Here is a 25,611-nt window from a genome sequence, read left to right as displayed (position 1 = left end):
GACTAGGCTCATTTCCCGGTTCCTGTCAGGTTAATACTATGTCCAAGAAAATTGCCGTCATTGGCGAATGCATGATTGAAATGTCAGAGAAAGGTGCAGAAGTGAAGCGCGGCTTCGGCGGCGATACGCTTAACACCTCTGTCTATATTGCGCGTCAGGTGCCTGCCGACGCGCTAAGCGTGGAATACGTTACTGCGCTGGGCACGGATAACTTCAGCCAGCAGATGCTGGACGCCTGGCAGAGCGAGCATGTGGGCACCGCGCTGATCCAGCGTCTGGAAAACCGTTTGCCGGGTCTGTACTACATCGAAACCGACGATACCGGCGAGCGCACTTTCTGGTACTGGCGTAACGAAGCCGCCGCCAAATTCTGGCTGGAAAGCGCGGAGTCTGCGGCGATCTGCGAAAAACTGGCGACCTTTGATTATCTTTATCTGAGTGGCATTAGCCTGGCGATCCTCAGCCCGTCGAGCCGCGAAAAACTGTTCTCCCTGCTGCGCGAGTGTCGGGCTAACGGCGGGCAGGTGATTTTCGACAACAACTACCGTCCGCGCCTGTGGGCCAGCAAAGAAGAGACGCAGCAGGTTTATCAGCAGATGCTGGAAAGCACCGATATCGCGTTCCTGACGCTGGATGATGAAGACGCGCTGTGGGGCGAAAGACCGGTCGATGAGGTAATTGCCCGTACCCAGGCGGCTGGCGTGAAAGAAGTGGTGATTAAACGCGGCGCGGACTCCTGCCTGGTGGCAGTCGCGAACGCGGCGGTGATTGACGTTCCGGCGGTGAAACTGCCGAAAGAGAAGGTCGTTGATACCACGGCGGCGGGCGATTCCTTCAGCGCGGGCTATCTGGCCGTCCGCCTGACCGGTGGTGACGCGGCTGAAGCGGCTAAACGCGGGCATCTGACCGCCAGCACGGTGATTCAGTATCGCGGGGCGATTATTCCGCGTGAGGCAATGCCGGGATAAGGGGTTCGTACGCTCCCCCTCTCCCTAACCCTCTCCCTCAAGGGAGAGGGAACTGTCCGGCGTCGTTGTTGAGTCCGTCACCGGTTTTCCCCCTCTCCCTGCGGGAGAGGGCCGGGGTGAGGGGATTCCGGGGCTCGCACGCTCCCCCTCTCCCTAACCCTCTCCCTCAGGGGAGAGGGAACAGTCTGGCGTCGTCGTTGAATCCGTCACCGGTTTTCTCCCTCTCCCTGCGGGAGAGGGCCGGGGTGAGGGCATTCCGGGGCTCGTACGCTCCCCCTCTCCCTAACCCTCTCCCTCAGGGGAGAGGGAACAGTCCGGCGTCATTGCTGAGTCCGTCACCGGTTTTCTCCCTCTCCCTGCGGGAGAGGGTCGGGGTGAGGGGATTCCGGGGCTCGTACGCTCCCCCTCTCCCTAACCCTCAGGGGAGAGGGAACAGTCCGGCGTCATTGCTGAGTCCGTCACCGGTTTTCTCCCTCTCCCTGCGGGAGAGGGTCGGGGTGAGGGGATTCCGGGGCTCGTACGCTCCCCCTCTCCCTAACCCTCAGGGGAGAGGGAACAGTCCGGCGTCATTGCTGAGTCCGTCACCGGTTTTCCCCCTCTCCCCCGCCGGAATAATACCCTTCGAGGACGGGGGTTAACCCTTACTGCACAGGCGGAATATCCGTCACTTCCTGGCGCACGTCTTCCTGCGCGGGAGTCGCCGCAGGCTCGGCAGGCGTCATGATTTCATCCCAGCTCGCCTGGAGTTCCTTCATATCATACTCCGGCTCGCCTTTCGGCTGGAGCAGAATCAACGACATATCCTGAGAGAGCTGCTGGCGAAGATCCTGGTTCAGGCTCTCCAGCGTCAGGTCGTTAAGGAAATCCTGACGCAGCTTCTGGTACTGCTCCGGCGCGATATCCACCACCTGATTTTGCAGCGCGCGCATTCGCTGGCTAATCAAAATATCGGTATCGGTGCGGGCGTAGGTGGCAAACAGCTTTTGCAGCTCCAGCTTCTTCTGCGCTACCAGCGCGTTGAACTCTTCCTCCGTCAGCCCCTTCTCACGCAGCGCCGCCAGTTCACGGGCGACCGTCACCAGATTGGTGTTGAGCTTTTCATTCGGCGAATCAATGTTAATGCCGCACTGGGCGCGCAGATACAGCACCCGGCAGTCGAAGCCCATGCTGATATCTTTGGCGTTACTTTTGCTCAGATTCTGCTGAACGTGCCAGTAGAGCGCCTCACGCGCCAGATCCGCGCGCCAGTAGCGCAGCAGCGCGCCGGATTCGCGGATCGGTAGCCAGGCGTTGTCCCACATAATCGACAGGCGATCCTGTTTTACGGTATCAGTCATAATGCTGACCGACTCCAGCGGCAGCGGGGAGAGCGTCGGCATCGGCGCGGGCGTTTCGCGTTTACCCTTCAGTTCGCCAAACGCTTTGTTGATTTGTTCGGAAACGCTGCGGCTGTCTACGTTGCCCACCACAATCAGTTTCATGGCATCCGGGGTGTACCATTTCTGGTAGAAGGCTTTAACTTGCTCCACATCCACCGGCTTTTTCAGCGGATCGGCCGGATCGTGCCCCAGCATGGTCGATCCTTTCAGACGATAACGCCACCAGCCTTCTTTGGTATCCATCGGCCAGGTCGCGACCAGCCGTTCGGTGGGCGACGGTGGGTTAATGGTCGCAGAAGTAATGCTGAGTCTGCCTGAACTGTCCGCCAGCCACGTCAGCGCCTCTTTCAGCAGGTCATTGCGGTTATTCGGCAGGCTCAGATTAAACAACGTGTGGTCGTAAGAGACGATGGCGGGCGGCAAAGGTCGATTAGGGTCGATGCCCTGCTGCCAGAGAGATTGCGCCTGGGTCGGCGGCAGGCTGCCGCTCTGGGAGAGCGCAATCCGGGGAATAAAATGGCTGAAGCCAATTTGCTGCGTGTTTTCAGTGAGCGAACCGGTGTTTATCAGCAGACGAATTTCGATGCGGTCGCTGGGGCGCTGTGGGGTGGATAAAACCTGCCACTGGAAACCATTCGCCAGCGTCCCCTGTTGCCAGGCCGGGTCGGGCTGGAGCGCTTCTGCCTGCACATAACCAGCCGTTGCAATAAACAGCAAACCACCGGCTAAGAGTCGAATTTTTGTGCCCTGCATGTGAACCCCTGATCAACGTTCCTGGTAATTAAAGACAAGACCATCCTGCAATGAGGATTATTTTGAGTATGGAAAAGCCATTTGTAAGACCACGCAAAGCGGAAAATGTCGCGTAGCCCGTGAAAAATATCTGCAAAATCATTCGGGCCGCGTCGCGATGGCAGAGCCAGCAAACGCGAGCCAGCTCCAATTATGCTCAGGAGGCCGTGGTCCATCAAGGGACTACGGCCATAAGGGGAGGAATTAAGAGGATATTTCGTGCGTTTTGCCGTCTGGCGCACGGTTATTGAGGGTATCGGTAAGCTGTTTCTGGTCGAGTTCTTTCACCCATTTCGCCACCACGATGGTTGCCACACCGTTGCCAATCAGGTTGGTCAGGGCGCGAGCTTCCGACATAAAGCGGTCAATGCCCAGAATCAGCGCCAGCCCGGCGACCGGTAAATGTCCCACCGCTGAGATAGTCGCCGCCAGCACGATAAACCCGCTGCCCGTCACCCCGGCCGCCCCTTTCGAGGACAGCAGCAGCACCACCAGCAGCGTGATTTGATGGAAAATATCCATATGACTGTTGGTCGCCTGGGCGATGAACACGGCGGCCATGGTCAGGTAGATTGAAGTGCCGTCCAGGTTAAAGGAATAGCCGGTCGGGATCACCAGCCCGACAACCGATTTCCGGCAGCCCAGTTTTTCCATCTTATCTAACATGCGCGGCAGCGCCGATTCAGAGGAAGACGTTCCCAGCACGATCAGCAGTTCTTCACGAATGTAGCGGATAAATTTAAAGATGTTAAACCCGGTAGCGCGGGCGATGGAACCGAGAACCAGCACCACAAACAGGATACAGGTGGCGTAGAAGCAGATAATAAGCTGTCCAAGCTGCACCAGCGTTCCGACGCCATATTTACCGATGGTAAAGGCCATCGCCCCGAACGCACCGATGGGCGCGAGGCGCATGATCATGTTGATGATGCCGAAAATGACCTGTGAGAAACTTTCAATCACGTTGAAAATCAGCTGGCCCTTGCTGCCCAGACGATGCAGGGCAAAGCCAAACAGTACCGCAAACATCAGCACCTGGAGGATGTTACCGCTGGCAAATGCGCCAATCACGCTTCCCGGAATGATGTCCATCAGGAAGGCGACAATGCCCTGGTCTTTCGCCTGCTCCGCATACACCGCGACGGCTTTGGCATCCAGCGTCGCCGGATCGACGTTCATTCCCGCCCCCGGCTGCACCACGTTAACAATAATCAAACCGATAATCAGCGCGATGGTGCTGACGATCTCAAAGTACAGCAGCGCCACCGCGCCGGTACGCCCGACCGCCTTCATGCTTTCCATGCCCGCAATGCCTGTGACCACGGTACAGAAAATGACCGGCGCGATAATCATTTTAATCAGCTTAACGAAAGCATCGCCAAGCGGTTTCATTTGCGCACCCAGCTCCGGGTAGAAATGACCCAGCAGGATCCCGATGGCGATGGCGCTCAGAACCTGAAAATAGAGGCTTTTAAACAAAGAGGTTTTCATAGGATGTCCTTAAGATAAAACCACAGGCATTGTAGGGTTGGTTCCACCTGCGGTTTTAAAATAACACCCAAGAAACATTCCAGAAATGAACGCGGTTCAATTTTGAAACATTTTTGTTAAGAACTTTGAGCTGGCTCGCACAAGCGCAACAAATTTACTCATTTTCCTTAACGTGAAGCGCGCTGAACCAGGTCTCTTCAAATTCCTGCGGCGGCAGCGCGCAGGCGAATAAGAAACCCTGTACGAAATCGACGCCAGCCTCTTTCAGCCAGTCATACTGCGCTTGCTCTTCGACGCCTTCCGCCACAATGCGCAGATTAAGGCTGCGCGCCATCTGCACAATCGCCGACACCATGCTGACGTCCTCCGGGATGCCATCAACGAAGGTTTTGTCGATTTTCAGCATATCAACCGGCAGCGATTTCATATGCTGAAGCTGGCGCAGCCCGGCGTAACCCATGCCGAAATCATCCAGCGCGATGCGCACGCCAGCATTGCGCAGCGGGCGCAGAATGGCGATCGCCGCCTGCGGATCGTCAATGCGGCGGCTTTCGGTAACTTCGAGGATCAGCGTGCCCGGCTCGATACGATAGCGGCTCAGTAGCTCAAGCATATCCGGCACCATATTGTGATGCATCAGTTGCAGCGCGGAGATATTGACCGATAACGGCAGCCGCAGCCCTTTTTTACGCCAGGCGGCGAGCTGGCGGCAGGACTCTTCCAGCACCCAGTAGCCGACCGTGACCATCAGGCCACAGGATTCGATGCTGTCGATAAGCCCGCCAGGAAGTTCCCAGTGACCGTCCGGCTGGCGCTGGCGCAGCAGCACTTCAGCGCTGTAAACCTCGCCGTTGCGGGTGTCAATTTGCGGCTGAAGCCAGATGGCAAACTGTTGATTATCCAGCGCGTTCAGGATATCGCTCTCTTCGGTGAGCCGCTGCTGCGCCTTTTCCATTTGTTCCGGGTCGAAAAACTCAATCTGGTTTTTGCCTTTCCGCCGCGCGGTAAAAGCGGCGGAGAAGGCGCGGCGGTAGAGCTGCTCGGCAGAGAGATCGCGATCGAACATCGCGATGCCGATGCTGGCGCTGGGGCGAAGTTGGATCCCCTGCACCGGCAGCCGCTCATTAAAGGAAGTAAGCACTTGCTGACCTAGCGTAATAGCGTGCCACGGCTCTTTCACGCCGTGGGCGATAATAGCGAAATCGTAAGCGCTGACCTGGGTCAGTACCATTTTCGGCGACAGCACCGATTTCAGCCGCTCCACCAGCGTCAGCAGCAGCATTTCGCGCTGGGTTTCCTGAAGAACGCCCGCCGTCTCCTGAAGCGTTTCACAGGCGATCACCATCAGGGCCGAGCCATTATTGCGCTCGATATTTTGATCGAGAAGCGCCAGCAGAAAACTTTTATTCGGCAGGCCGGAAACCGGGAAACAGGTCGAGTGGTTATTTAACTCTTCGTAATGGCGTAGCAGCGCGAGCTGGTTACGGTTATAGCTGCGTGCCAGCATCCCGATCTCATCGTCGTGGTGCAGGCGCGGCAGGCTGAGCTGATGTCCCGGCGTTTCCTGGAGCGAAATTTCATTAAGTTCCCGTGCCATCTGGCGCAGCGGGCGGACGATCAGACGGCTACAGCCCCAGGTGATGGCGACTGTCATCACCAGCACCAGAAGTAAGTAAGCAGTCACTAACGTCGAGATAGCGCTCATGACGAATTTATACATGCGCCATGAATCGGCCTGTAATACCAGATACGCCAGCGGCTGGGGATTGGCGGGGCGTTCCAGGGAATAAATAGGTAAAGAGATTTGTACCGGCAGTTCAAATATACGGGTGATAGTGACCGGCACCGGGCGCTCATTGATAAAGCTCATTCGCAGCGCCTGGAACTGGTTGGGCAGCACCACATCCGCGCGGCTGACGATGCCAGCGGGTTGGATGCGGCGCAGAATAGTTTCCGCCTCCGGGATATCGCCTTTCAGGATGGTTGACGACAGCGGCTCACGAACGGAGCGGGCAATACTTTCCAGCTGGGACGCGGTGTCATAGCGGCTCTGCTGCACGAAGTGAAAGAGTAAAATAAAGCAAAAAATAAACAGAAAAAACATGGCCACGATCGAAATCATCGCCATTTGTTTAATCGTAAGAGAACGGCTGACGCGCAAAATGACTCTCCACTTGTACTTATTCAAAAGCATCAGGTCAGCAGATCGTCTGACCGGGGGCGATTATACCCGATACTATACCTAAATAATTCAGCTTGCAGAAAGGCGGCAAAAGAGAACGTCCGGGAACTTACCTGCGTAAGAAACGGCAATGCACGCGCGCAGCCTGCATGGGTATACCTGAAATATCATGGATATATGACAATATGAGAGAGAAAGAATGTAGCGATCCGTATTTACTGACGAGGTATTAATCAGCAAATACGGAAAAAACAACGGTTTTACGACGGGCTTAATTCCCTTTTGCCGCTAACCAGACCAGCATTTTCAGACTTGCCGCGTAATAATCATCCTGGGCGGTGATTTGCGGCTCTGCGATGCTCTCTCCCATCGTCAGGTCGCGCACGGCCAGTAACCCTGCGTTCATGTTATACGGCGCGCGCTCGCCGTTGACCACGTTAATCCACGCTGGCGTTTGCTGGCGCGGGAACTGCTTCCACCACTGTCTCCAGGGCTGTAACAGCGGGCTTTGCGGGTTTTGCCAGTAAATGTAGAGCGGGATACGGATCGCATCGTAGCTCACGCGCGGCGGCCATTCTTGCGCCGGGCTGAGGCTCCCGTCTGCCGCCAGCGCCACCCAGTCGGTAGGCAGTTGCGCTTCGCCCCACGCCATCTTGCCGGTTAAGGTCTGCGCGTCGCGCAGTAATTCCTGCCAGACTTTCAGATAGCTGCGTTTGGCAAAATCCTGCCACGCCGGGAAAATAAAATAGGACGGATTAAGATTAATCCTAGTATTAAAATTGAAACCGTTTTGCCCCGGCAGCATGACCTTATAACCGGCGTAGTCAATCACCGTATACTTCACCAGCGCCTGGGTAATGGCATCCGACGCCGTGCCGTAATTATTGTCCTGCCATTTTTGCTGCGCTTTTAATAGCGCCCACGCAATTAATGCATCGCCGTCGGTCGCATCGTTGGTATCCGCAATCGGATTCGGCGCAACCGGGTTATAGCGCCAGTAAAACAGCCCGGTTTCTTTATTTTTTAAATGGCTGTTAGTCCACTGCCATAATTTATCAAAGGTGGGCTTGTCGTTACTGGCAACCGCCATCAGCATCGCATAGCCCTGTCCTTCGGTGTGTGAGACGTTACCGTTGCCGGTATCCACAATCCGCCCGTCGGGCATCAGAAAACGCGCTTTATAGGCCGCCCAGGCCGTATCCGCCTGAGCAAGGGAGGTAAACAGCAGCGCGGTCATAGCAATCATGGCTGTAATCAGACGCAAAATGATATTTCACTTATTGGTTACGGGTTAAAGTAGCGGAATTGCACGTCGTCGATGGCGAAAAGCTGCTCCCGCTGAAACAGCAGGTGCTCCTCACCGCCCTGACCCTGAAGCCAGCGGGCGTACAACCCTTCAAGTATTGCACAAAATGCATTACACCAGCGCACTTGTTGGTCTTCTTCACGGCTCACTGGCAGCGCCTGATGACGCACCACCAGCCCCATTTCACCGACGCTGACTTCGGCCACGCCCCAGTTAAATCGCGCCAGCAGATGATTGATATTGTTCTCCAGATCGCCCAACGTTTCTGCCGCCGGGAGCGGGAAGATATCGGCCAGCGTTTCGCCCATCTGGCGCAGAAACGGCTGACTGTCCCGCTCGCCCGCGTTACGGATCATACCGTCGACCATAATCGTCAGCAGATCGAACCAGCCTGGCGGCGTTTGCTGATGCTGAAAATAAGCTTTTAGCGCTAAATTAGTGTTGTCGGTCGTCATTCGTTGTTCCCCAACATGTAGCGGAACCATAGCCCGGCCGTACTTTCGTTATAATCACCAAAGGTGTCATAGCCGACCTGTCCGCCAATGCTCATCTGCTTGTTCACTTTATAATCCGCCCCGGCTCGTACCGTATAGCCGATGCCGTTTTCGGACGTCGCTTTATAGCGTGCTTCTTTGGCGAAGCCGTTCGCCACCGCCGTTTCCAGTTGCTGCTGCCAGCCGGATTCCGTCGGGAAATAGTCACTGCTGTCCTGGGTATAGGATTGATAACCTACCGAGCCGCCAACGCGCATGGTCCAGCTATCAAACTTCTGCGTCAGATCCACTGGCAGCGAGACGCTGACGTAGTTTTGCGGGCTGAAATAGCCCCCCTGACCGTAGGTAAACTGGCTCAGGTTTTTCGAGTAGTCCATAAAACTCATGCTCAGTCCGGTCTGGAGCGAGCTGTAATCATCATGGAACGGGCGCAGGTAAACGCCCGCGTTGGCGTTGACGCTGGTGTTGCTGGCGACGTTTTCTCCCAGATAGCTGTAGCCACCGCCGCCCACGTAGAAACCGGCGTCGCCGTCGTCATAGCTTAGCTGGAGGGTGCCGCCGTTTTTGGTCACCCGTCCCCAGCGTTTGCCGGAATATTGATCTTCAATGCCGACATACGACAGCAGGCTGTCGGTCAGCGCGCGGCGCTCCCCGGTGAGGATCAGCGTGAGATAGTTGGTCAGTTTTGGTGACCACTTCACGCCGCCGACGAGAGTGCTCAAATCCTGTCCCAGCGGCGTACTGCCGATATCCAGCCGGTACTGCTCGCCGCTTAAGGCCATGCTCAGCTCAACGCCGTTGGCTTTCTGCGAATCCGTCGAAACGTCGCCCGCCTCGTTGACGTCAGGCTTGCGGCTGGAGGCCGCCAGATAGCTCGCCACCTGACCGGAGTCGTAGTTGCCGAGCCGCGCCAGATTTTCCATCCCGCTGGTGGTGGTCGGGTTCAGCGTAGCCGCGTCGATAGTACCCAGCGTGCTCAGCGCCTGCGCGCCGGGATTGCTGGCGAAATAGGCGGTGCGCTCAGCGCTGGTCATTGCGGCGATCGCCTGCTGCTCGCTGGCAGCGGTGGCGGCAATATTCGTGACCGCATTCGCCAGCGGATTCGAGCCGTAGCGCCGCCACGCATCGCCGGACGCGCTGCCCGCGTTGAGCGTGACCGGCGTCGCGGTAAATTCAAAGCGCGATTCGCCGAACGGCGAAGAGGACCAGGTGAGCGGGGCTTTCGCCTCGGTCAGCTTGCTGGTGCCGGACTCCCCGTCGCGGCTGCGCACTTCCACGCCGCCCTGTAGCCAGGTGCCGGTTTTTTCTTCCAGTTGCTCCATCATGGTATCGATTTGCCGCAGGGTACGGCTCTGCGCCGTTTCGATCGGCAGATCGGTCCGCTGATTGCCAGGCATTGCCATATCCGCATCGCTGGTCGCCACCGTCCCCACCTGCCACGGCAGCGTGCGCCCGTAGGTTGAGGCGGTACGCGCCTGCGGCTGAAGCCGGGAGGTGCCGACGAACGGATTGTCCGCTGCCAGCAGCCCGCCAACGTTCGGCGTGGCGGAACTGTTGCTGGTCTGGAGTCCCAGCACGCGACCGCGCGCGCTGCGCAAATACGTCAGCGCGCGCTGGTGATTCCCCTGCGCCTCTTCTACCCGTGACAGCAGGATCAGGCGATCCGGCGTGTTGTCATTGCGTAAGCCGCGCGCCAGTTGTTCCGCCCGCTCGTTGTTGCCTTCGGAGAGCGCGACGTCAATGGCACCCGCACGCGCCGCCTGATCGGGTGTATCGCGGGTGATCAGATAATCGTAAACCACCCCCGCCTCTTTGTTCATTTTGCCGCTCTGATACAGCCGCGCCATCGCGAACATCAGATCGGTATTCTGCGGATCCTGTTGCAGCGCGCGGATCAGTTTGTCATACGCGCCTGCGTAATTGCCCTGCTCGCGCAGCCGGTCCGCCTCGTTGACCACGTAGCCATTTTGCAGGCTGGCAAGCTGGGTCGGCGTGCTCTGCGCCTGAATGGCCGGGTTCGCCAGCAGCGCCTGCGCCTCGTTGCTCAGCCCGGCCTGGTTCAGCACCGTGATCTGATCGGCGTAATCCCCCGCGCCGCCATGCACGCCGGAACTGATATTGTTACGTACCAGCGCCACGGCGGTGGTGAGATCGCCGCTCTGCGCCAGCAGGCGCGCCAGCTTGCCGACGTCAGCCGGATCTTTCGGCGGCTGCGAAGACAGCGCCTTCAGGGTATTGGTCGCCGCCACGGAATTACCCTGCGCCAGGTAATTCTGCGCCGTGGCGATCTGCATGTTGTAATTGACCCGCTGACGCAAATCGCGCATCTGCGAATTCTGGCTGGACGCCGGAATGCGCGAGAGCAGCGTTTGCGCCTGTTGCCACGCACCGTTTTCGCTGGAGAACAGCGCAGCCGCGTACAGCGCGTTAGCACTGGCCCCGGTCCGAAACGCCGGTGCCATTACCGCAGCAGCTTCATTTTCTCCACCTGATTTTTGCAGCAGCCGGGCCAGATCCAGCCGCAGCCAGACGTCATCCGGGTAGCGCGTCACGCCCTGACGCAGCGTGGTAATGGCCTGCTGGACGTTACCGCTGGCGGCCTGCTGCTGCGCCTGACGACGGATGGTATCGCCCGGCACGCCGGTGACTGTACGCGGCTGAAGCCGGGACTGAAGATTTTGCGGCAGCGTGCGCAGCACCGTTTGCGCTTCCGCCGTTTTGTTCTGATCGCGCAGGACATAGTAGAGGTTTTCCCGCGCCGCCGCGTTCTGCGGCTGCTCGTTCAGCACCGCGCGCAGGGTTTGTTCCGCCTGGACATAATCTTTGTTCTGGCGCAGGACGTCGGCGCGGAACAGCTTGCCCGCTGCGCCGCGCTCGCCGCTTTGCTGGGCCAGCGGTGCGGAAAGCGCCAGCGCCTGGCTGATATTGCCCTGCTTATACGCCTGCTGCGCCTGGGCCAGCCGTCCGTAAAATTCGGCGTCTTCCGCCTGATTTTTACGCTCTCCCGCCGCGTCCCCGCCCTGGCTGGCGGCGCGATTCAGGTATTGCGCCGCTGCCTGATAATCGCCGCTACGCTGGGCGATGTAGCCCATTCCGGCAAGCGCATCCGCGTCCGCCGGGTTGGTTTGCAGTACCTGCTCAAATTCCTGTTTTGCGGAAGCGGTGTCGCCGCTGTTCAGCGCGGTATAGCCCTCGCCTTTCGCAATTCCGCCGATGCGTTCGCGGTAGTATTTCTGGACGTCGGTATCCTGCGGGTGGCGCTGCAACCAGCTATCGTAGTAACGCTGATCGCCCTGCTGCACGCCCAGCCACAGCAGCGACTGACGTAGACCGCTGTCGGCTTCTTTGTTGCCGCTGGCGAGCGGCTCCAGCATATCCATCCCTTCTCGGCGGGTTTCTTCCCGCCAGGTCAGTGCCTTGCCGAGCGCCACGCGCACCGAGTTATCCTGCGGATGCTGCGCCACGTAGCTGCGCAGGTCGCTAATCGCCTGCGGATAAAGCGACTTATCGCTCGCCATCGTCAGATAGTATTCAGCGGCAATGCCCTGCGGCGGCGCATCGCCTTTAAACAGACTTTTCCACGTCGCCAGCGCGGCAGGAATATTGCCGCTGCGCGCCTGCTGACGGGCGAGGTTAAGCTGCCCCTGCGGTACAGTGGAGAGCTGACGGGCATTCGCCAGGTCTTCCAGCCCGGCATCGTCAGGCGATACCTTTGCCAGCCGCTCGCGCCACTGCGCTGACGCCTGGGTATCGCCACGTTGCTGTGTCCACAGCGCCATCAGGTACAGCGCCTGGGTGTTATTGGCATCCACCATCAGCACTTTTTTCAGCGACTCCATCGCCAGCTCGTCGTGCGACTTTTCATGCCAGTATTTGGCCTGCTCGAACAGCGCGTTCAGCGCCGCATCGTTAGTCGCGGCTTGCGCATTGCCCAGCGCGCCCAGGGTCAGCGCGCCGGTCAGGCACAGCGTGGTAAAACGGCGGCCCGGATCATTCTTTTTCATTTTGGTCACCCTTTTCATCTACGCTCCCTGAATAAAGGCGCTTACGGGCGTGACGGCGGAACATGGCGGTCAGCGCGAGACCCAGAATCGACGCGGCAATCAGCCCGACGATTGCCAGCAGGGCTGAATACTGATTCGCATACCAGATCGCCATCATGTAGCCCGGCATTTGTCCGCTTGGGAACTGGCTGCTAACCCGAAAGCTGCGCACGCCGTTTTCATCGGTGATGATCGAGGTGTCGCCGCGAATACCGGCGTTAATGCGTGAAGACGAGAGGTCGTCATGCAGATGCGCCAGCTGATCGTCATTGCTGCCCACGGCGGCCACTACCAGCCGCTCCTGGTTCCACGGCGAGCGATAGCTGATAAAGCCGCGCCATGCGTCGTTGGAGGAGAAATACCGGTCGGCGTCGATGTTATCGGTTGACCAGTCGCCCAGCAGCCAGTGCTGCACTTTCTGCCACAGGGTCGGTGCCCGCACGCCGAGCGTATTGTCGCCCACGATATAAGGCGACTGGGTCAGCAGCCCCTGAATAAAGGCTTTTTGATCGAGGCCACCGACGGCCAGCACATCGCGCTGACGCAGATACTCCAGATTCGTCCCACCAGCGGGAACGCCCAGCACCACGCGGTTATTTGCCAGCGCCATCCCGGTCGCGTTGCCGGAGCGGGCCGCCAGGTTAAGCAGCGTCGCGACCTGAGTCTCCGACGGCGTTTCCGGCAGCAGCATCACCGTCTGCGAATAATCCGCCAGCCGGGTGAACGGGAAGGACGCGCCCACAAAGTAAGAGAGGTTTGGCAGCATTGAGAAATGTTGGGTGTGAGTGAGATCGATCCACGAATCCTCATTCAGTCGGCTCTTAATATTGTTATTCAACAGGACGTTACAGGGCGCGGTATCTTTCGGCACCACGTTAAAATAGAGCGAAAGCTGGTTGTCGCCGTAAATCAGATACGGCTCCAGCGGAATAGTGACTTTTTCCTGACGGGCATCGCCACCCGCTTTGCGCCACAGCGTTTCGAGAAAACCCTGCTTGTTCATCGGCAGGTTGCTCAGGAAAGTGTCGTTAAGGGTCACGCTCAGCCGCGATTTCTCTTCATCAATCCAGTTCTCGGAAGGGAAGCGATAGCCAATGTGCAGTGGGATGGTTTCACCGTCCCACAAATAGAGATCCGGCGCGGCGCGGAATGCGACCTGAAGCGGCGCGTGCCAGACACCGGAAACCGTGGTGCTCTGATCCTGACGGATCAGCTCTGTCAGTTTGATCGGGCGGGCGGTAGAAATCCAGCGCGGCGCATCGTAAGGCTTACTGGTCGGAATGACTTGCGCCTCAACGTCGGTACGCGCCGTCTGTCCGGGGAAATTACCTTTCGCCAGACGCCAGGCCGCCGCGCGCAGGGCGGTGTCGTCTTTACCCACCACCAGCAGCAGCTTATAGACCGGGTTTATCGGGTTATCCACGATTTGCAGCAGCGGCACGTCACTTTGCGGCAGCGTCAGCCCGCCGACGATTTCACCCGGATGACCAATAATAATGCCGTGTTTTTCCGGCAGGCGATTGCTCAGCGCGGTAAACGAGATGCCGCGATAGTCCGCCTGCATCCCCATCCAGGAGGAGATCAGCGCCGCTGCGCTGACGGTATCCGGGGTCAGTTTTTCCGGGAAACTGAACGCCAGATTCACCTCGGTCATCTGCTGGCTGTCAAAAAAGGGTTTCGGGAAATGGCTCAGATCGGAGCCAATATCCAGTTGCTGCCCTTCAAAATCAAAACGTGAGGTTGGCAGGATGGCCACGCGGAACTTATCGTTAAGATCGCGCAGGCACTGTTGAGCATCGCCATCGTTGATTCGAAAGCTCAGATTGTTGCTGGACACCATCAGCGCGGCAGGCACGTCCAGCTCAAAATGAGAAATATTATTTTCCGCCGCGCTCAGCGGCACGGTGCCCAGCGGCTGCCCGTTGAGCTGAAGTTGCAGCGTAGCGTTGCGCGCCGCCATTTCCGGGGAGACTTCCACATCCAGCGACAGTTGCGCGCTGGTAATAACCTTATCGCTCGCCAGGGTGAAGTTGGTCCCGCCCTGTAGCTGACCACCGCTTAACACGATCCCCTGCGCGCTGCCCATTTGCGCGAAGCTCAGGCTATTCTGCGCCGACGGGGTGAACACGGGCGCGGCGGTGGTGGTGACGGGCGGCATCGCAGGCGGCGTATCCGGCTGCGGCGCGGCGGTCGGCTCCGCTGCGCTGGTGTCAGATTGCGGCGCGGTAGCAGGCTGTGCTGCGCTGGCGTCCGGCTGCGTAGCAGGTGAAGGCGTCGTGGCCGCCGGAGCAGGCGTGACTGCGGTAGCGGACAGCGGAAAATCCAGCGGTGGAGTATCGTCAGCGTTAGCCGCCGGGTCCTCGGCGTGCAGGACGGGCGCAAGCAGCGCCCCTGTCAGCAGTGCCAGCGTCGTTAAGCGCTTCATACGCGACTATCCTCCTTTGCTACCGCTGCGGTCGCCCGGGTACGCCGACGGCTGCGGCGCGATTTCCATGTCAGCCAGAACAGCTCAAAGACGCAGCGCAGGATGGTCACGAATGAACGGAACGGGTTGTCCTGCTGTCTTGGCGGGTTGATCCACGCGTCGGCACGCGACAGCACCACGCGCACCAGTTCGCGGCGGCGGGAGAGCGGAATGTCTTCATCAAACATCACGCGAATAAAGTGCTCATCCATTGCCACCAGCTTCGCCGGGATCGCGATTGCCCCGGATTCCAGAATCAGCTCGACCTCTTCAATTTCATCATAGGTGTGACGGTCGTCAACGATGGCCATCCGGCAGCCGCCCATGGATAAATCCGCCGTCTGGCTACGGGTAACGAAGCCGCTGGCGTAGTGGATCAGCACCGGAATGGTGACGTCGATACGGATCGTTTTTCGCGTCTGCCGCGTCTCGCGGGCCACGGCAATCGCCGCCAGCAGGAAGATCAGGCTGTAAACGCCCCAGCCGATGTTCAGCGCGATAACGCTGGGATCGGCAGTGAAAAAGTCGTGAGCGAAGGCGCGGACGATCCCGGCAATCACCGCCGTCGCCAGCAGGAATGCCACCACCAGATGCGGCCTGACCACGCTGAAGTCAAAATAACCCACGTCGAGCAGGCCGCCTTTATCGGTGACGTTGAATTTGCCGCGTTTGGGGAAAATCATCGTCACCAGCGTTGGCAGGATCAGGTGGAATGCCAGCACGATGTCATAAATTTCGCCCCAGAAGCTGTAGCGATAGCGTCCGTTCATCCGCGAACCTACGTAAATCGCCAGAAACAGGTGCGGCAGCGCGTAGGAGAGGATCAGACTGGCGGACGAGTGAATAATATTCAGGTTGAACAGCAAATAAGCCAGCGGCGCGGTGACGAACACCACGCGCGGCAGGGCGAACTGGTAATAGAGCATCGCGCTCAGGTAGCACAGCCGCTGCTGGAAAGTCAACCCGCGCCCGAACAGCGGGTTATCCAGACGAAAAATCTGCGTCATACCGCGCGCCCAGCGGGTACGCTGGATGACGTGCAGAACCAGACGTTCCGTAGCCAGTCCTGCTGCCAGTGGAATATCAATAAAAGCCGATTTCCAGCCACGACGCTGCATTTTCAGCGCCGTATGCGCATCTTCCGTTACGGTTTCAACAGCAAAGCCGCCGATCTCTTCCAGCGCACTGCGGCGGATCACCGCACAGGAGCCGCAGAAGAAAGTGGCGTTCCAGTTGTCGTTACCCTGCTGGATCGGCCCGTAGAACAGCATCCCTTCGTTGGGAATATTACGGCCAACGGAGAGATTACGTTCAAAAGGATCGGGCGAGTAAAAGTAGTGCGGCGTCTGCACCAGCGCCAGCATCGGGTCTTTCAGGAAGCCGCCGACCGTCGCCTGAAGGAAAATACGCGTCGCGACATGGTCACAGTCAAATACGCAAATCAGTTCGCCCTGGGTGATTTTCATCGCGTGGTTGAGGTTGCCCGCCTTGGCGTGCGAGTGCTCTGCTCGGGTGATATAGCCCACGCCCACATCCTGGGCAAATACGGCAAACTCGCGGCGGCTGCCGTCATCCAGCAGATAAATTTTTATTTTATCTCGCGGATAATCAATGCATTGTGCCGCCAGCACGGTATCGCGCACCACTTCCAGCGGTTCGTTATAGGTCGGAATATAGACATCGACCGTCGGCCATAGCGACATATCATCCGGCAGCGGCACGATTTCGCGCTTTAACGGCCAGACGGTTTGCAGATAGTTCAGCAGCAGCATGACCCAGATATAAACTTCCGCGATGAATAATCCCATCCCCAGAATGGCTTCTATCTCGGAATTAAAATGCAGCGTTTGCGTCAGGCGAAAATACATATAGCGGGTGGACATCAGTAATGACATCACCACCATAATGACGGATATACTTCGCCGCTTGCTGAAGCCCATTAAAAAAAGAATACCAATGCTGAGTAAGCCAAAGATATATTGTTTCTGGCTGTCCATTGGCGTCACGATCACCAACACAGCGACGGGCGCTAATGCCAGCACCAGCATATAAAACAGGAACTTTTTCATATGTCGTCCTGAGAAAATTAAAGCCCGGATTTGCGTGGCGCGTTATGAACCGTGCCATCGCCAACGTTTATCCCTAATTTGGCAACGATTTTTCTGGCAATTATTTCAATATCAAATGCCGCCGCTGACGATGGACTAAAGTCGAAAACCGACTTTTGCGAGGCGTTGGCTTCGCAGACGCTTTCATCACGGTGGATCACGCCCAGTAGCTGATCCCCCAGTCGTTCTTCCAGAAAGGCCGTAACGTCACGGCTGATCTGCCTGCGGGTATCGCTCTGATTGATCACAAAAAAATGCCCGAGACGATGATTCAGCTCACCCCCGGTCAGGCGGTGATTTTCGATATGCGGCAGCAGCGACATGGAGGCGGTATCCGCCAGCAGGCTTATCAGATGCATATCGGCAAATGGCGTGATGGCCTTTAATGCTGCCGAGGGGCCGGGCGGAAAATCGGCGACGATCACCAGCCCCGGATAGTTCAACAGCGTACCCAGACCGCGCGCCAGAAAATGATCGTCGGTGGCGAGATTGTTTTCGAATATCAGCCGCTGCTCTTCGGTGACATCACCGTAAGGGAGGACAAAAATATTGCCGCCTGCGGTCAGCACATCCTGACCCCAGTCGTAGGACTCTGCGGATTTGGCAACGTAGCCGCGATCGTCGGACAGCGGAACGCCGAAATGCAGGCGCAGCGCGTTCTGCACATCGAAATCAATCGCCAGCACCTTGCTCCCGGAACGCGCCAGCGCATAGGTCAGGTTTGCCGCAAGAGTCGTTTTTCCCACGCCCCCTTTAGGTGAACACACACAGATCAACGGCATGAAGCAATCCTTTCTAACAGTGATTTGAGAGGCAACGTTTTCTCTTCATTCGTTTTCGCATCCGTTGCAGGCGGCTCAACCACTTTTGGCGCAAACAGACGGGAATAATTTACCGATTCCGGCGGTGGCGTGACCACGCGCGGACGAGCAACGGTGGCCTGCGGCTGTGGCTGTGGCACGACGGCAGGCGACGGTTCAGCGCTAGCGGCAGGCGGCGACGCAAACGTATCGGCGGCGGACACTACCGGCGATTTTTCAAGCGTCAATGGTGCTGGCGCAGCGGCCTGCGGCTGTGCAGGCCGTTGCGCCACGCTTTGCATCAGCGGCGAACGCTCATGCGGTGGCGGCGCTACCGGCGTGGGCAGGCTTTCAGGCGAACGAGGCTGGCTAAAAAGATTCGCTGCCACTGACTTCGGCACTGGCGATGAGACGTGTCCGCCCATCGCGAGGCCTGGCTCTTGCCGGGTCGGCGACAGCTGGTTAAGGATCGCCCAGTCTCCACGCTCGTCGGCGGACGATTGCGCAGAGAGATCCTTATAATTCACTAATTGCGAACGGGTTTTGTCCTTAAACCGCTGCAAATCATCATAATGATTCATCGCTAACACCATGACTTAAAAACATTAATTTTATCCTGCTTATCTTATGGCGAGTCCTTTCATCTACAGCATAGATTACTTTGCTGTTTTAGGAATACTTCGCAGGCTAAAAGCCTTACTAATAATATAATTAATTAGCGCAATCATTTTTAGATTTCAGCATCTTATCGGCTGCACTATTAACATAGTAGCCGGATTGCTGGCAAATTTCTCACTGAAAAACACGGGCTATGTCTAATAGCGATAGCGTAAGGTAAAATGATTTACGTAGCATCCTGCAAATTATCCCTTCTTCACCTTTCCCAATGCGGCACAAAGAAAAGCAAGGCTTATAAAATAAAGCCATTAAGTATTTACTTAGTCAGCTATTAATACTGGTCGCCAGCAAAAAGCACGGTCAGAGAGAGTAGAGACAAGTGAGAACGCTGTCTGTCTGGCAAACGGCTGGATTTGGGGGGCTGGCTCAGCCCTGATACCCCAGCAGCCGCAATCGGTGGCGATAGCAGCCCAGCAGCGGCAGCGCAAGTTAAATGCGTTTCGTTGACATCCTCCCCGCCCTTAAGGACGGGGCTTTACGGCGCACTGGGTAAAGCCCCGTTCATCCTGGATCAGTTCACCCGCCGCCTGACCATAGAGTAAAACTTTTACTCGTCGGTACATAGTTTGACTCCCAGCGCCTGGGCGACAGCAAATACGCTGCCGAATTTCACCTGCTCTGGATCTTTGAATAAGCGTTTTAGGGTGGAAGATGAAATCCCGGTTTGTAGCTCAAGAGTATAGAGGTCAAGCTTCAGCGCTTTGCGCCGCTCATTGAGCTGTTCGCCCAGATGACGCGGGCTGTCAACGGGATGCGCAGGCACTTTTTCCGTCAGGCTGGTGAAAAAGGCGATTTTTTTCTGCAATGCCGTTAAGCGCTCACTTACTAGCGCCAGTTCATCGGTGACTTCTCGCGAGGTTTCATAGCTCATAAATAAACCATATATTCAGATTTATGACCACAAAAGACCATAAATAAACCATAACTGTAAATTCAGTTCATTTATAGACTATTAAAGTCTTTATAAAGAGAAAATAGCTCAAAAATGACACTCTTTCAACAGGATGAGGTTTTAGATGGTGCGCAGGGCATAAGTACAATGCTGGGATATTCCCTCTCCAGGGGGAGAGGGAATATCGGATGAGGCTTTATTTGTCACCCGCAAAACAAGGGCGACGACGGGCTGTTCTCTCTCCTGAAGGAGAGATTTACGCTACCGGCTTTTCACCGTTGACGTCCTGGTCGACCGCAAAGCAGGCCACCAGTTGGCCGCCGTACTCTTTTAGCTGCGGCTGCAACTGGGTGCAGGGGCCAAAGCGGCGGCGGCAGCGGGCGTTGAACGCGCAGCCCGGCGGCGGGTTTAGCGGGCTGGGCAGCTCGCCAGTCAGCTTGATGCGCTCGCGACGGTCGTCCGGGTTCAGACGCGGGGTGGCGGAGAGCAGCGCCTGGGTGTAAGGGTGCAGCGGGTTGGAGAAGATCTGATCTTTGGTGCCTTTCTCCACGCAGCGACCGAGGTACATCACCATCACTTCATCGGCGATGTGTTCGACCACCGAAAGATCGTGGGAGATAAACACGTAAGACAGCCCTAAATCCTGCTGCAAATCCATCATCAGGTTCAGCACCTGCGCACGCACGGAGACGTCCAGCGCGGAGACCGGTTCGTCGGCGATCACCACGTCCGGGTCAAGCATCAGACCACGGGCAATGGCGATACGCTGACGCTGGCCGCCGGAAAACATGTGCGGATAGCGGTCATAGTGTTCCGTTTTCAGGCCCACTTTCGCCATCATCGCCAGCGCTTTTTCCCGCCGTTCCGCTTTGCTTAGTTCGGAATTAATCAGCAACGGCTCTTCCAGAATCTGCCCCACTTTTTTACGCGGGTTCAGCGATCCATACGGGTTCTGAAACACAATCTGGATTTTCTGCCGACGCAGTTTCTGGGCGTGGGGATCGTGTTTGAGCAGATCCTGCCCCTGGAAATAAAGCTCGCCGCCGGTCGGCGTTTCGATCATCGTCAGCAGACGTCCAAGCGTGGATTTACCACAGCCGGACTCTCCGACGACCGCCAGCGTTTTACCGCGCTCCAGGCTGAACGATACGCCGTCCAGCGCTTTTACCAGGCGTTCCGGGGCGAACAGCCCTTTCTTCACCGGGTAGTGTTTTTTCAGGTCGATAGCCTGCAACAGCGGCTGTTGCAGGGTGGCCTCTTGCGTACTCATCGTGTGGGCCTCCCGGCATCATCGAGTGGGTAGTGACATTTCGACTGGCGACCACCGTCAACGGTGTTCAGGCCAGGCTCTTCGGCGCGGCAGCGGTCAGTGGCATACGGGCAGCGCGGGTTCAGCAGACAGCCGGTTGGGCGGTCATATTTGCCCGGTACCACGCCCGGCAGCGAGGCCAGACGCGCTTTGTCCTGGGCGAATTCCGGCAGCGCACGCAGCAGCGCCTGGGTGTACGGATGGCGCGGCGCGCGGAAGATATCCGTCGACGCGCCGGTTTCCACCACCTGCCCTGCGTACATAACGATGATCTTATGTGCGGCCTCTGCAACCAGCGCGAGGTCATGGGTGATCAGGATCAGCGCCATGTTCTCTTTTTGCTGGAGCTCCAGCAGCAGTTCGATAATTTGCGCCTGAATCGTCACATCCAGCGCGGTGGTCGGTTCATCGGCAATCAGCAGTTTTGGCCGACAGGCAATCGCCATCGCAATCATCACGCGCTGGCTCATCCCGCCGGACAACTGATGCGGGTAGACGTCAAGGCGCGATGCCGGATCGGGAATGCCGACCAGGTTCAGCAGGTCAATCGCCCGCTGGCGGCGGGTTTTCTTATTACCGCCCTGATGGACTTTAATCGCTTCCATAATCTGGAAACCGACGGTGTAACACGGGTTCAGGCTGGTCATCGGATCCTGGAAAATCATCGCCACTTCCGATCCCACCAGGCTGCGGCGCTCTTTTTCAGAGATGCGCTTTAAGTCCTGGCCGTTGAACGCGAGGTTTTCCGCCATAACGCGGCCGGGGTAATCAATCAGCCCCATAATCGCCAGCGAGCTGACCGATTTACCGGAGCCGGATTCGCCCACGATGCCGACCACTTCACCCTGCTCCACGCTGTAGCTTACGCGGTCTACGGCGCGGAACGGTGCATCTTTTTCACCGAAGTGCACCGATAATTGATCTACATTTAATAACGCCATCTCGAACCTCTTACTGCTTGAGTTTGGGATCGAGCGCGTCACGCAGACCGTCACCCATCAGGTTAAATGCCAGCACCGTCAGCAGGATCGCCAGACCCGGGAAGGTCACGACCCACCAGGCACTTTGCGCGAACTGCAACACGTCGGAGAGCATGGTGCCCCACTCCGGTGTTGGCGGTTGCGCACCCATGCCAAGGAAGCCCAGGGCGGCCATATCGAGAATGGCGTTAGAGAAGCCGAGCGACGCCTGAACGATCAGCGGCGCAAGACAGTTAGGAAGAATATTGACGAACATCTGGCGCATCGCGCCCGCACCGGCAACGCGCGAGGCGGTCACATAATCGCGGTTGACCTCTACCAGCACCGCCGCGCGGGTTAAGCGCACATAGTGCGGCAACGCCACGAAGGTAAGCGCCAGCGAGGCGTTGACAATCGACGGACCAAATATCGCCACCAGCACCAGCGCCAGCAGCAGGCTTGGCAGGGCCAGCATGATATCGACAATGCGCATGATGATGTTGTCAATCAGACCGCCGAAGTAGCCCGCCACCAGGCCGAGCACGACGCCCATCACCAGCGACAGCACCACCACCAGACAGCCGACCAGCAGCGACAGGCGCGCGCCGTACATCAGGCGCGACAGGGTATCGCGGCCTACGTCGTCAGTGCCCAGAATATGCGTCCAGCTTCCGCCATCCTGCCAGACAGGCGGCGCGAGCAGGGAATCACGGAACTGATCCGCCGGGTTATGCGGCGCAACGAAGTTGGCGAAAATGGCGATAAAAATCACGATCAGCACATAGGCCAGCCCGACGACCGCACCTTTGTTGCGTTTGAAATAGTGCCAGAACTCCTGAATCGGTGTCATCGGTACGGGAGCAGTTAAAACTTTATTTTCAGTAACTTGTGACATGACGGCCCCTTACTTCCTATGACGAATACGCGGGTTCACCACGCCGTACAGCAAATCGACCAGCAGGTTGACGAGAATTATCATCGTCGCCACCAGCAGCACGCCGCCCTGCACCACCGGATAATCACGGCGCTGTAAGGCATCGATCAGCCAGCGTCCAAGGCCCGGCCAGGAGAAGATGGTCTCGGTCAGGATCGCGCCCGCCAGCATCGTACCGACCTGCAAGCCGATAACGGTAACAACCGGCAGCATGGCGTTACGCAGCGCGTGAACGATGATCACCCGCATCCGGGTCAGCCCTTTGGCACGCGCGGTACGGATATAATCTTCGCCCAGCACTTCCAGCATCGACGAACGGGTCATACGCACTATCACCGCCAGCGGAATGGTGCCGAGCACCATGGCAGGCAGGATCATATGCGCCAGCGCATCAATGAAGTTGCCCTCTTCACCCCAGATGGCGGTGTCGATCAGCATAAAGCCGGTGAGCGGGTTGGAATCATCAAGGAACACCATATCGCTCACCCGCCCGGAGACCGGCGTCAGGTTTAGCTGTACGGAGACCAGCATGATCAGCATCATGCCCCACCAGAAAATCGGCATCGAGTAACCGGTCAGCGCCAGGCCCACAGCGGTGTGATCGAAAATAGAACCGCGCTTGACGGCGGCCAGCACGCCTACGGGGATCCCGACGGCGACGGCAAAAATCATCGCGCAGGTGCCGAGTTCCAGCGTCGCTTTAAAGCGCGGCACGAACTCTTCCCATACCGGAAGACGGCTTTTCAGCGAGATGCCTAAATCACCGTGCATCACGCCCCAAATGTAGTTGAGATACTGCTGCCACAGCGGCTTATTCAGGCCGAGTTCAGCCAACAGCTGCGCATGGCGCTCAGGGGAGATACCGCGCTCACCTGCCATGATCATCACCGGATCGCCGGGGATCATATGAACAAAGGCAAAGGTGAGAAGGGTAATACCGATAAACGTCGGGATCACAAGGCCCAGACGTCGGAGGATGAACTGCAACATAACCCGTATTCTCTGTAATGACGCCTCACCTGGAGATCAGGCGTCTGTATTGCTCACAATGTAAATTCTCTCGCCATCAGGCAGAGAATTAGGGTGAAGGGAAACGCTATCCCCTTCACCCCTGCCCTCTCCCAATGAGAGAGGGAGAACACTTAATTATTATTCGACGGACACGTTCTCGAAGTGGTGTTTACCTAATGGATCAACCACATAGCCTTTGACTTCTTTACGCACCGGCTCATAAACGGTGGAGTGAGCGACGATCAGCGCCGGAGCCTGTTCGTTCATCACCACCTGGGCCTGTTTGTACAGTTCAATACGCTTGTTGTGATCTTCGGTAGCGCGCGCCGGTTGGATCAGGTCTTCAAACGGCTTGTAGCACCATTTGGAGTAGTTCGAACCCTGCTTCGCCGCATCGCAGCTAAACAGCGTTGCGAAGAAGTTATCCGGGTCCCCATTGTCGCCGGTCCAGCCCATCATCACAGTCTGATGCTCGCCGGATTTCGCACGTTTCAGGTATTCGCCCCACTCGTAGGTAACGATTTTGGCCTGTACGCCCACTTTCGCCCAGTCAGACTGAATCATCTCGGCCATACGGCGCGCGTTCGGGTTGTACGGACGCTGTACCGGCATCGCCCACAGATCGATGCTGAAGCCTTTATCAAGGCCCGCTTCTTTCAGCAGCGCTTTCGCTTTTTCAGGATCGTAAGTGTAGTCTTTAACGTCGTCGTTATAGCTCCACATGGTCGGCGGGATCAGGTTTTTCGCCGCAACGCCCGCGCCCTGGTAAACCGCTTTGATGATCGCTTCTTTGTTTACCGCGTAGTTCAGCGCCTGACGCACTTTCACGTTATCCAGCGGTTTTTTCTCAACGTTATAGGAGAGATAGCCAACGTTCAGGCCCGCCTGCTCCATCAGGTTGATGTTTTTATCCTGCTTCATACGCGCGATGTCAGCCGGGTTCGGGAACGGCATCACCTGACACTCGTTTTTCTGCAATTTCGCGTAGCGCACGGAGGCGTCCGGGGTGATGGAGAAGACCAGACGGTCGATCTGCGGTTTGGTTCCCCAGAAACCAGCAAAGGCTTTGTACAGAATACGGGAGTCTTTCTGGTACTGCTGGAGCTGGAACGGACCGGTGCCGATAGGGTTCAGGTCCACTTTATCCGGCGTACCGGCTTTCAGCATGTTGTCCGCATATTCTTTTGACAGAATAGAGGCGAAGTCCATCGCCAGATCCGCGAGGAACGGCGCTTCCGGGCGCGTCAGCACGAACTGAACGGTGTTATCGTCCACTTTTTTGATTTCGCTAATTAACTCCGGCAGGCCCATACCTTCGAAGTATTCATAGCTGCCGCCAGAGATTTTGTGATACGGGTTGCTTTCGTTTTTCTGACGATCGAAGGAGAACACGACGTCATCCGCGTTGAATTCGCGGGTCGGTTTAAAATCTTTGCTGTCCTGCCACTTCACGCCTTTGCGCAGATGGAAGGTGTAGACTTTGCCGTCTTCGCTGACTTCCCATTTTTCAGCCAGGCCAGGGATGACTTCAGTGGTGCCAATTTTGAATTCGACCAGACGGTTGTAGATCGGTACAGAGCTGGCATCGTAGGTAGTACCAGAGGTGAAAAGCTGCGGGTTAAAGCCTTCAGGAGATCCTTCTGAACAATACACCAGCGTTTTCGCCTGAACGCTTGCTGCGACAGTCATAGCCACCAGGCTCAAACCAAGCTTCAGCATCCCTGACTTCTTCAAGGAAATACTCATTCTTCTGCTCCAATGTGATATGTGTTGTGTTTACCCGTTTAACCGGGCCTGACTG

General features: G+C 57.2%; 17 protein-coding genes. 1 reads left to right on the top strand and 16 read right to left on the bottom strand.

Annotated elements, in window-relative coordinates:
- The first annotated feature begins 38 nt into the window (after nucleotides 1-38).
- The gene (locus tag RT197_RS13810; protein WP_312951540.1) at nucleotides 39-968 is read left to right on the top strand and encodes a sugar kinase; all 930 of its coding nucleotides are present in this window, start codon (nucleotides 39-41) and stop codon (nucleotides 966-968) included.
- 641 nt (nucleotides 969-1,609) lie between these two features.
- Here RT197_RS13810 and RT197_RS13805 read toward each other — a convergent pair.
- The 16 genes from RT197_RS13805 to dppA form a co-directional block, all read right to left on the bottom strand.
- A complete protein-coding gene (locus tag RT197_RS13805; protein ID WP_312951539.1) occupies nucleotides 1,610-3,100 on the bottom strand; it encodes a pitrilysin family protein in 1,491 nt (496 codons plus the stop codon).
- 243 nt (nucleotides 3,101-3,343) lie between these two features.
- Nucleotides 3,344-4,630 (bottom strand): C4-dicarboxylate transporter DctC, encoded by a 1,287-nt coding sequence (gene dctA / locus RT197_RS13800; protein WP_312951538.1) that lies wholly within the window; start codon nucleotides 4,628-4,630, stop codon nucleotides 3,344-3,346.
- Nucleotides 4,631-4,784: 154 nt separating this feature from the next.
- Nucleotides 4,785-6,791 (bottom strand): biofilm formation regulator HmsP, encoded by a 2,007-nt coding sequence (gene hmsP, locus RT197_RS13795; protein ID WP_312951536.1) that lies wholly within the window; start codon nucleotides 6,789-6,791, stop codon nucleotides 4,785-4,787.
- 292 nt (nucleotides 6,792-7,083) lie between these two features.
- Nucleotides 7,084-8,082 carry a glycosyl hydrolase family 8 gene (locus RT197_RS13790; RefSeq protein ID WP_312951641.1) on the bottom strand — a complete coding sequence of 333 codons (999 nt, stop codon included), beginning with the start codon at nucleotides 8,080-8,082 and terminating at the stop codon, nucleotides 7,084-7,086.
- A 14-nt stretch (nucleotides 8,083-8,096) separates the two neighbouring features.
- A complete protein-coding gene (bcsD, locus tag RT197_RS13785) occupies nucleotides 8,097-8,573 on the bottom strand; it encodes a cellulose biosynthesis protein BcsD (RefSeq protein WP_312951534.1) in 477 nt (158 codons plus the stop codon).
- A complete protein-coding gene (locus RT197_RS13780) occupies nucleotides 8,570-12,616 on the bottom strand; it encodes a cellulose synthase subunit BcsC-related outer membrane protein (RefSeq protein WP_409529696.1) in 4,047 nt (1,348 codons plus the stop codon). The genes bcsD and RT197_RS13780 overlap by 4 nt, the downstream gene beginning before the upstream one ends.
- The gene (gene bcsB, locus RT197_RS13775) at nucleotides 12,603-15,080 is read right to left on the bottom strand and encodes a cellulose biosynthesis cyclic di-GMP-binding regulatory protein BcsB (RefSeq protein WP_312951532.1); all 2,478 of its coding nucleotides are present in this window, start codon (nucleotides 15,078-15,080) and stop codon (nucleotides 12,603-12,605) included. The genes RT197_RS13780 and bcsB overlap by 14 nt, the downstream gene beginning before the upstream one ends.
- A complete protein-coding gene (gene bcsA / locus RT197_RS13770; protein ID WP_312951530.1) occupies nucleotides 15,077-17,188 on the bottom strand; it encodes a UDP-forming cellulose synthase catalytic subunit in 2,112 nt (703 codons plus the stop codon). Before bcsA ends, bcsB begins: the two co-directional genes overlap by 4 nt.
- Before the next feature lie 17 nt (nucleotides 17,189-17,205).
- Nucleotides 17,206-18,009, bottom strand: a complete 804-nt coding sequence (bcsQ, locus tag RT197_RS13765; protein WP_312951529.1) for a cellulose biosynthesis protein BcsQ — start codon at nucleotides 18,007-18,009, stop codon at nucleotides 17,206-17,208.
- Complete coding sequence (locus tag RT197_RS13760) at nucleotides 18,000-18,608, bottom strand: cellulose biosynthesis protein BcsO (RefSeq protein ID WP_312951528.1); 609 nt, start codon at nucleotides 18,606-18,608, stop codon at nucleotides 18,000-18,002. Before RT197_RS13760 ends, bcsQ begins: the two co-directional genes overlap by 10 nt.
- A gap of 644 nt (nucleotides 18,609-19,252) precedes the next feature.
- Entirely contained in the window at nucleotides 19,253-19,576 is a 324-nt protein-coding gene (locus RT197_RS13755) for a helix-turn-helix transcriptional regulator (protein WP_312951527.1), read from the bottom strand.
- 277 nt (nucleotides 19,577-19,853) lie between these two features.
- Nucleotides 19,854-20,867 carry a dipeptide ABC transporter ATP-binding subunit DppF gene (dppF, locus tag RT197_RS13750; protein WP_312951526.1) on the bottom strand — a complete coding sequence of 338 codons (1,014 nt, stop codon included), beginning with the start codon at nucleotides 20,865-20,867 and terminating at the stop codon, nucleotides 19,854-19,856.
- A complete protein-coding gene (gene dppD / locus RT197_RS13745) occupies nucleotides 20,864-21,847 on the bottom strand; it encodes a dipeptide ABC transporter ATP-binding protein (RefSeq protein WP_312951525.1) in 984 nt (327 codons plus the stop codon). The genes dppF and dppD overlap by 4 nt, the downstream gene beginning before the upstream one ends.
- A gap of 10 nt (nucleotides 21,848-21,857) precedes the next feature.
- The gene (dppC, locus tag RT197_RS13740) at nucleotides 21,858-22,760 is read right to left on the bottom strand and encodes a dipeptide ABC transporter permease DppC (RefSeq protein ID WP_312951524.1); all 903 of its coding nucleotides are present in this window, start codon (nucleotides 22,758-22,760) and stop codon (nucleotides 21,858-21,860) included.
- A gap of 9 nt (nucleotides 22,761-22,769) precedes the next feature.
- Nucleotides 22,770-23,789: a dipeptide ABC transporter permease DppB gene (dppB, locus tag RT197_RS13735; RefSeq protein WP_312951523.1), complete on the bottom strand. Its 1,020-nt coding sequence runs from the start codon at nucleotides 23,787-23,789 to the stop codon at nucleotides 22,770-22,772.
- 159 nt (nucleotides 23,790-23,948) lie between these two features.
- Nucleotides 23,949-25,556 carry a dipeptide ABC transporter periplasmic-binding protein DppA gene (gene dppA / locus RT197_RS13730; protein ID WP_312951522.1) on the bottom strand — a complete coding sequence of 536 codons (1,608 nt, stop codon included), beginning with the start codon at nucleotides 25,554-25,556 and terminating at the stop codon, nucleotides 23,949-23,951.
- Nucleotides 25,557-25,611: the final 55 nt, after the last annotated feature.

This window comes from Superficieibacter sp. (assembly GCF_032071645.1).
GTDB lineage: Bacteria > Pseudomonadota > Gammaproteobacteria > Enterobacterales > Enterobacteriaceae > Superficieibacter.
The sequence above is the reverse complement of the archived record's forward strand: the minus strand, read 5'-3'. Positions and strand labels throughout refer to the sequence as shown.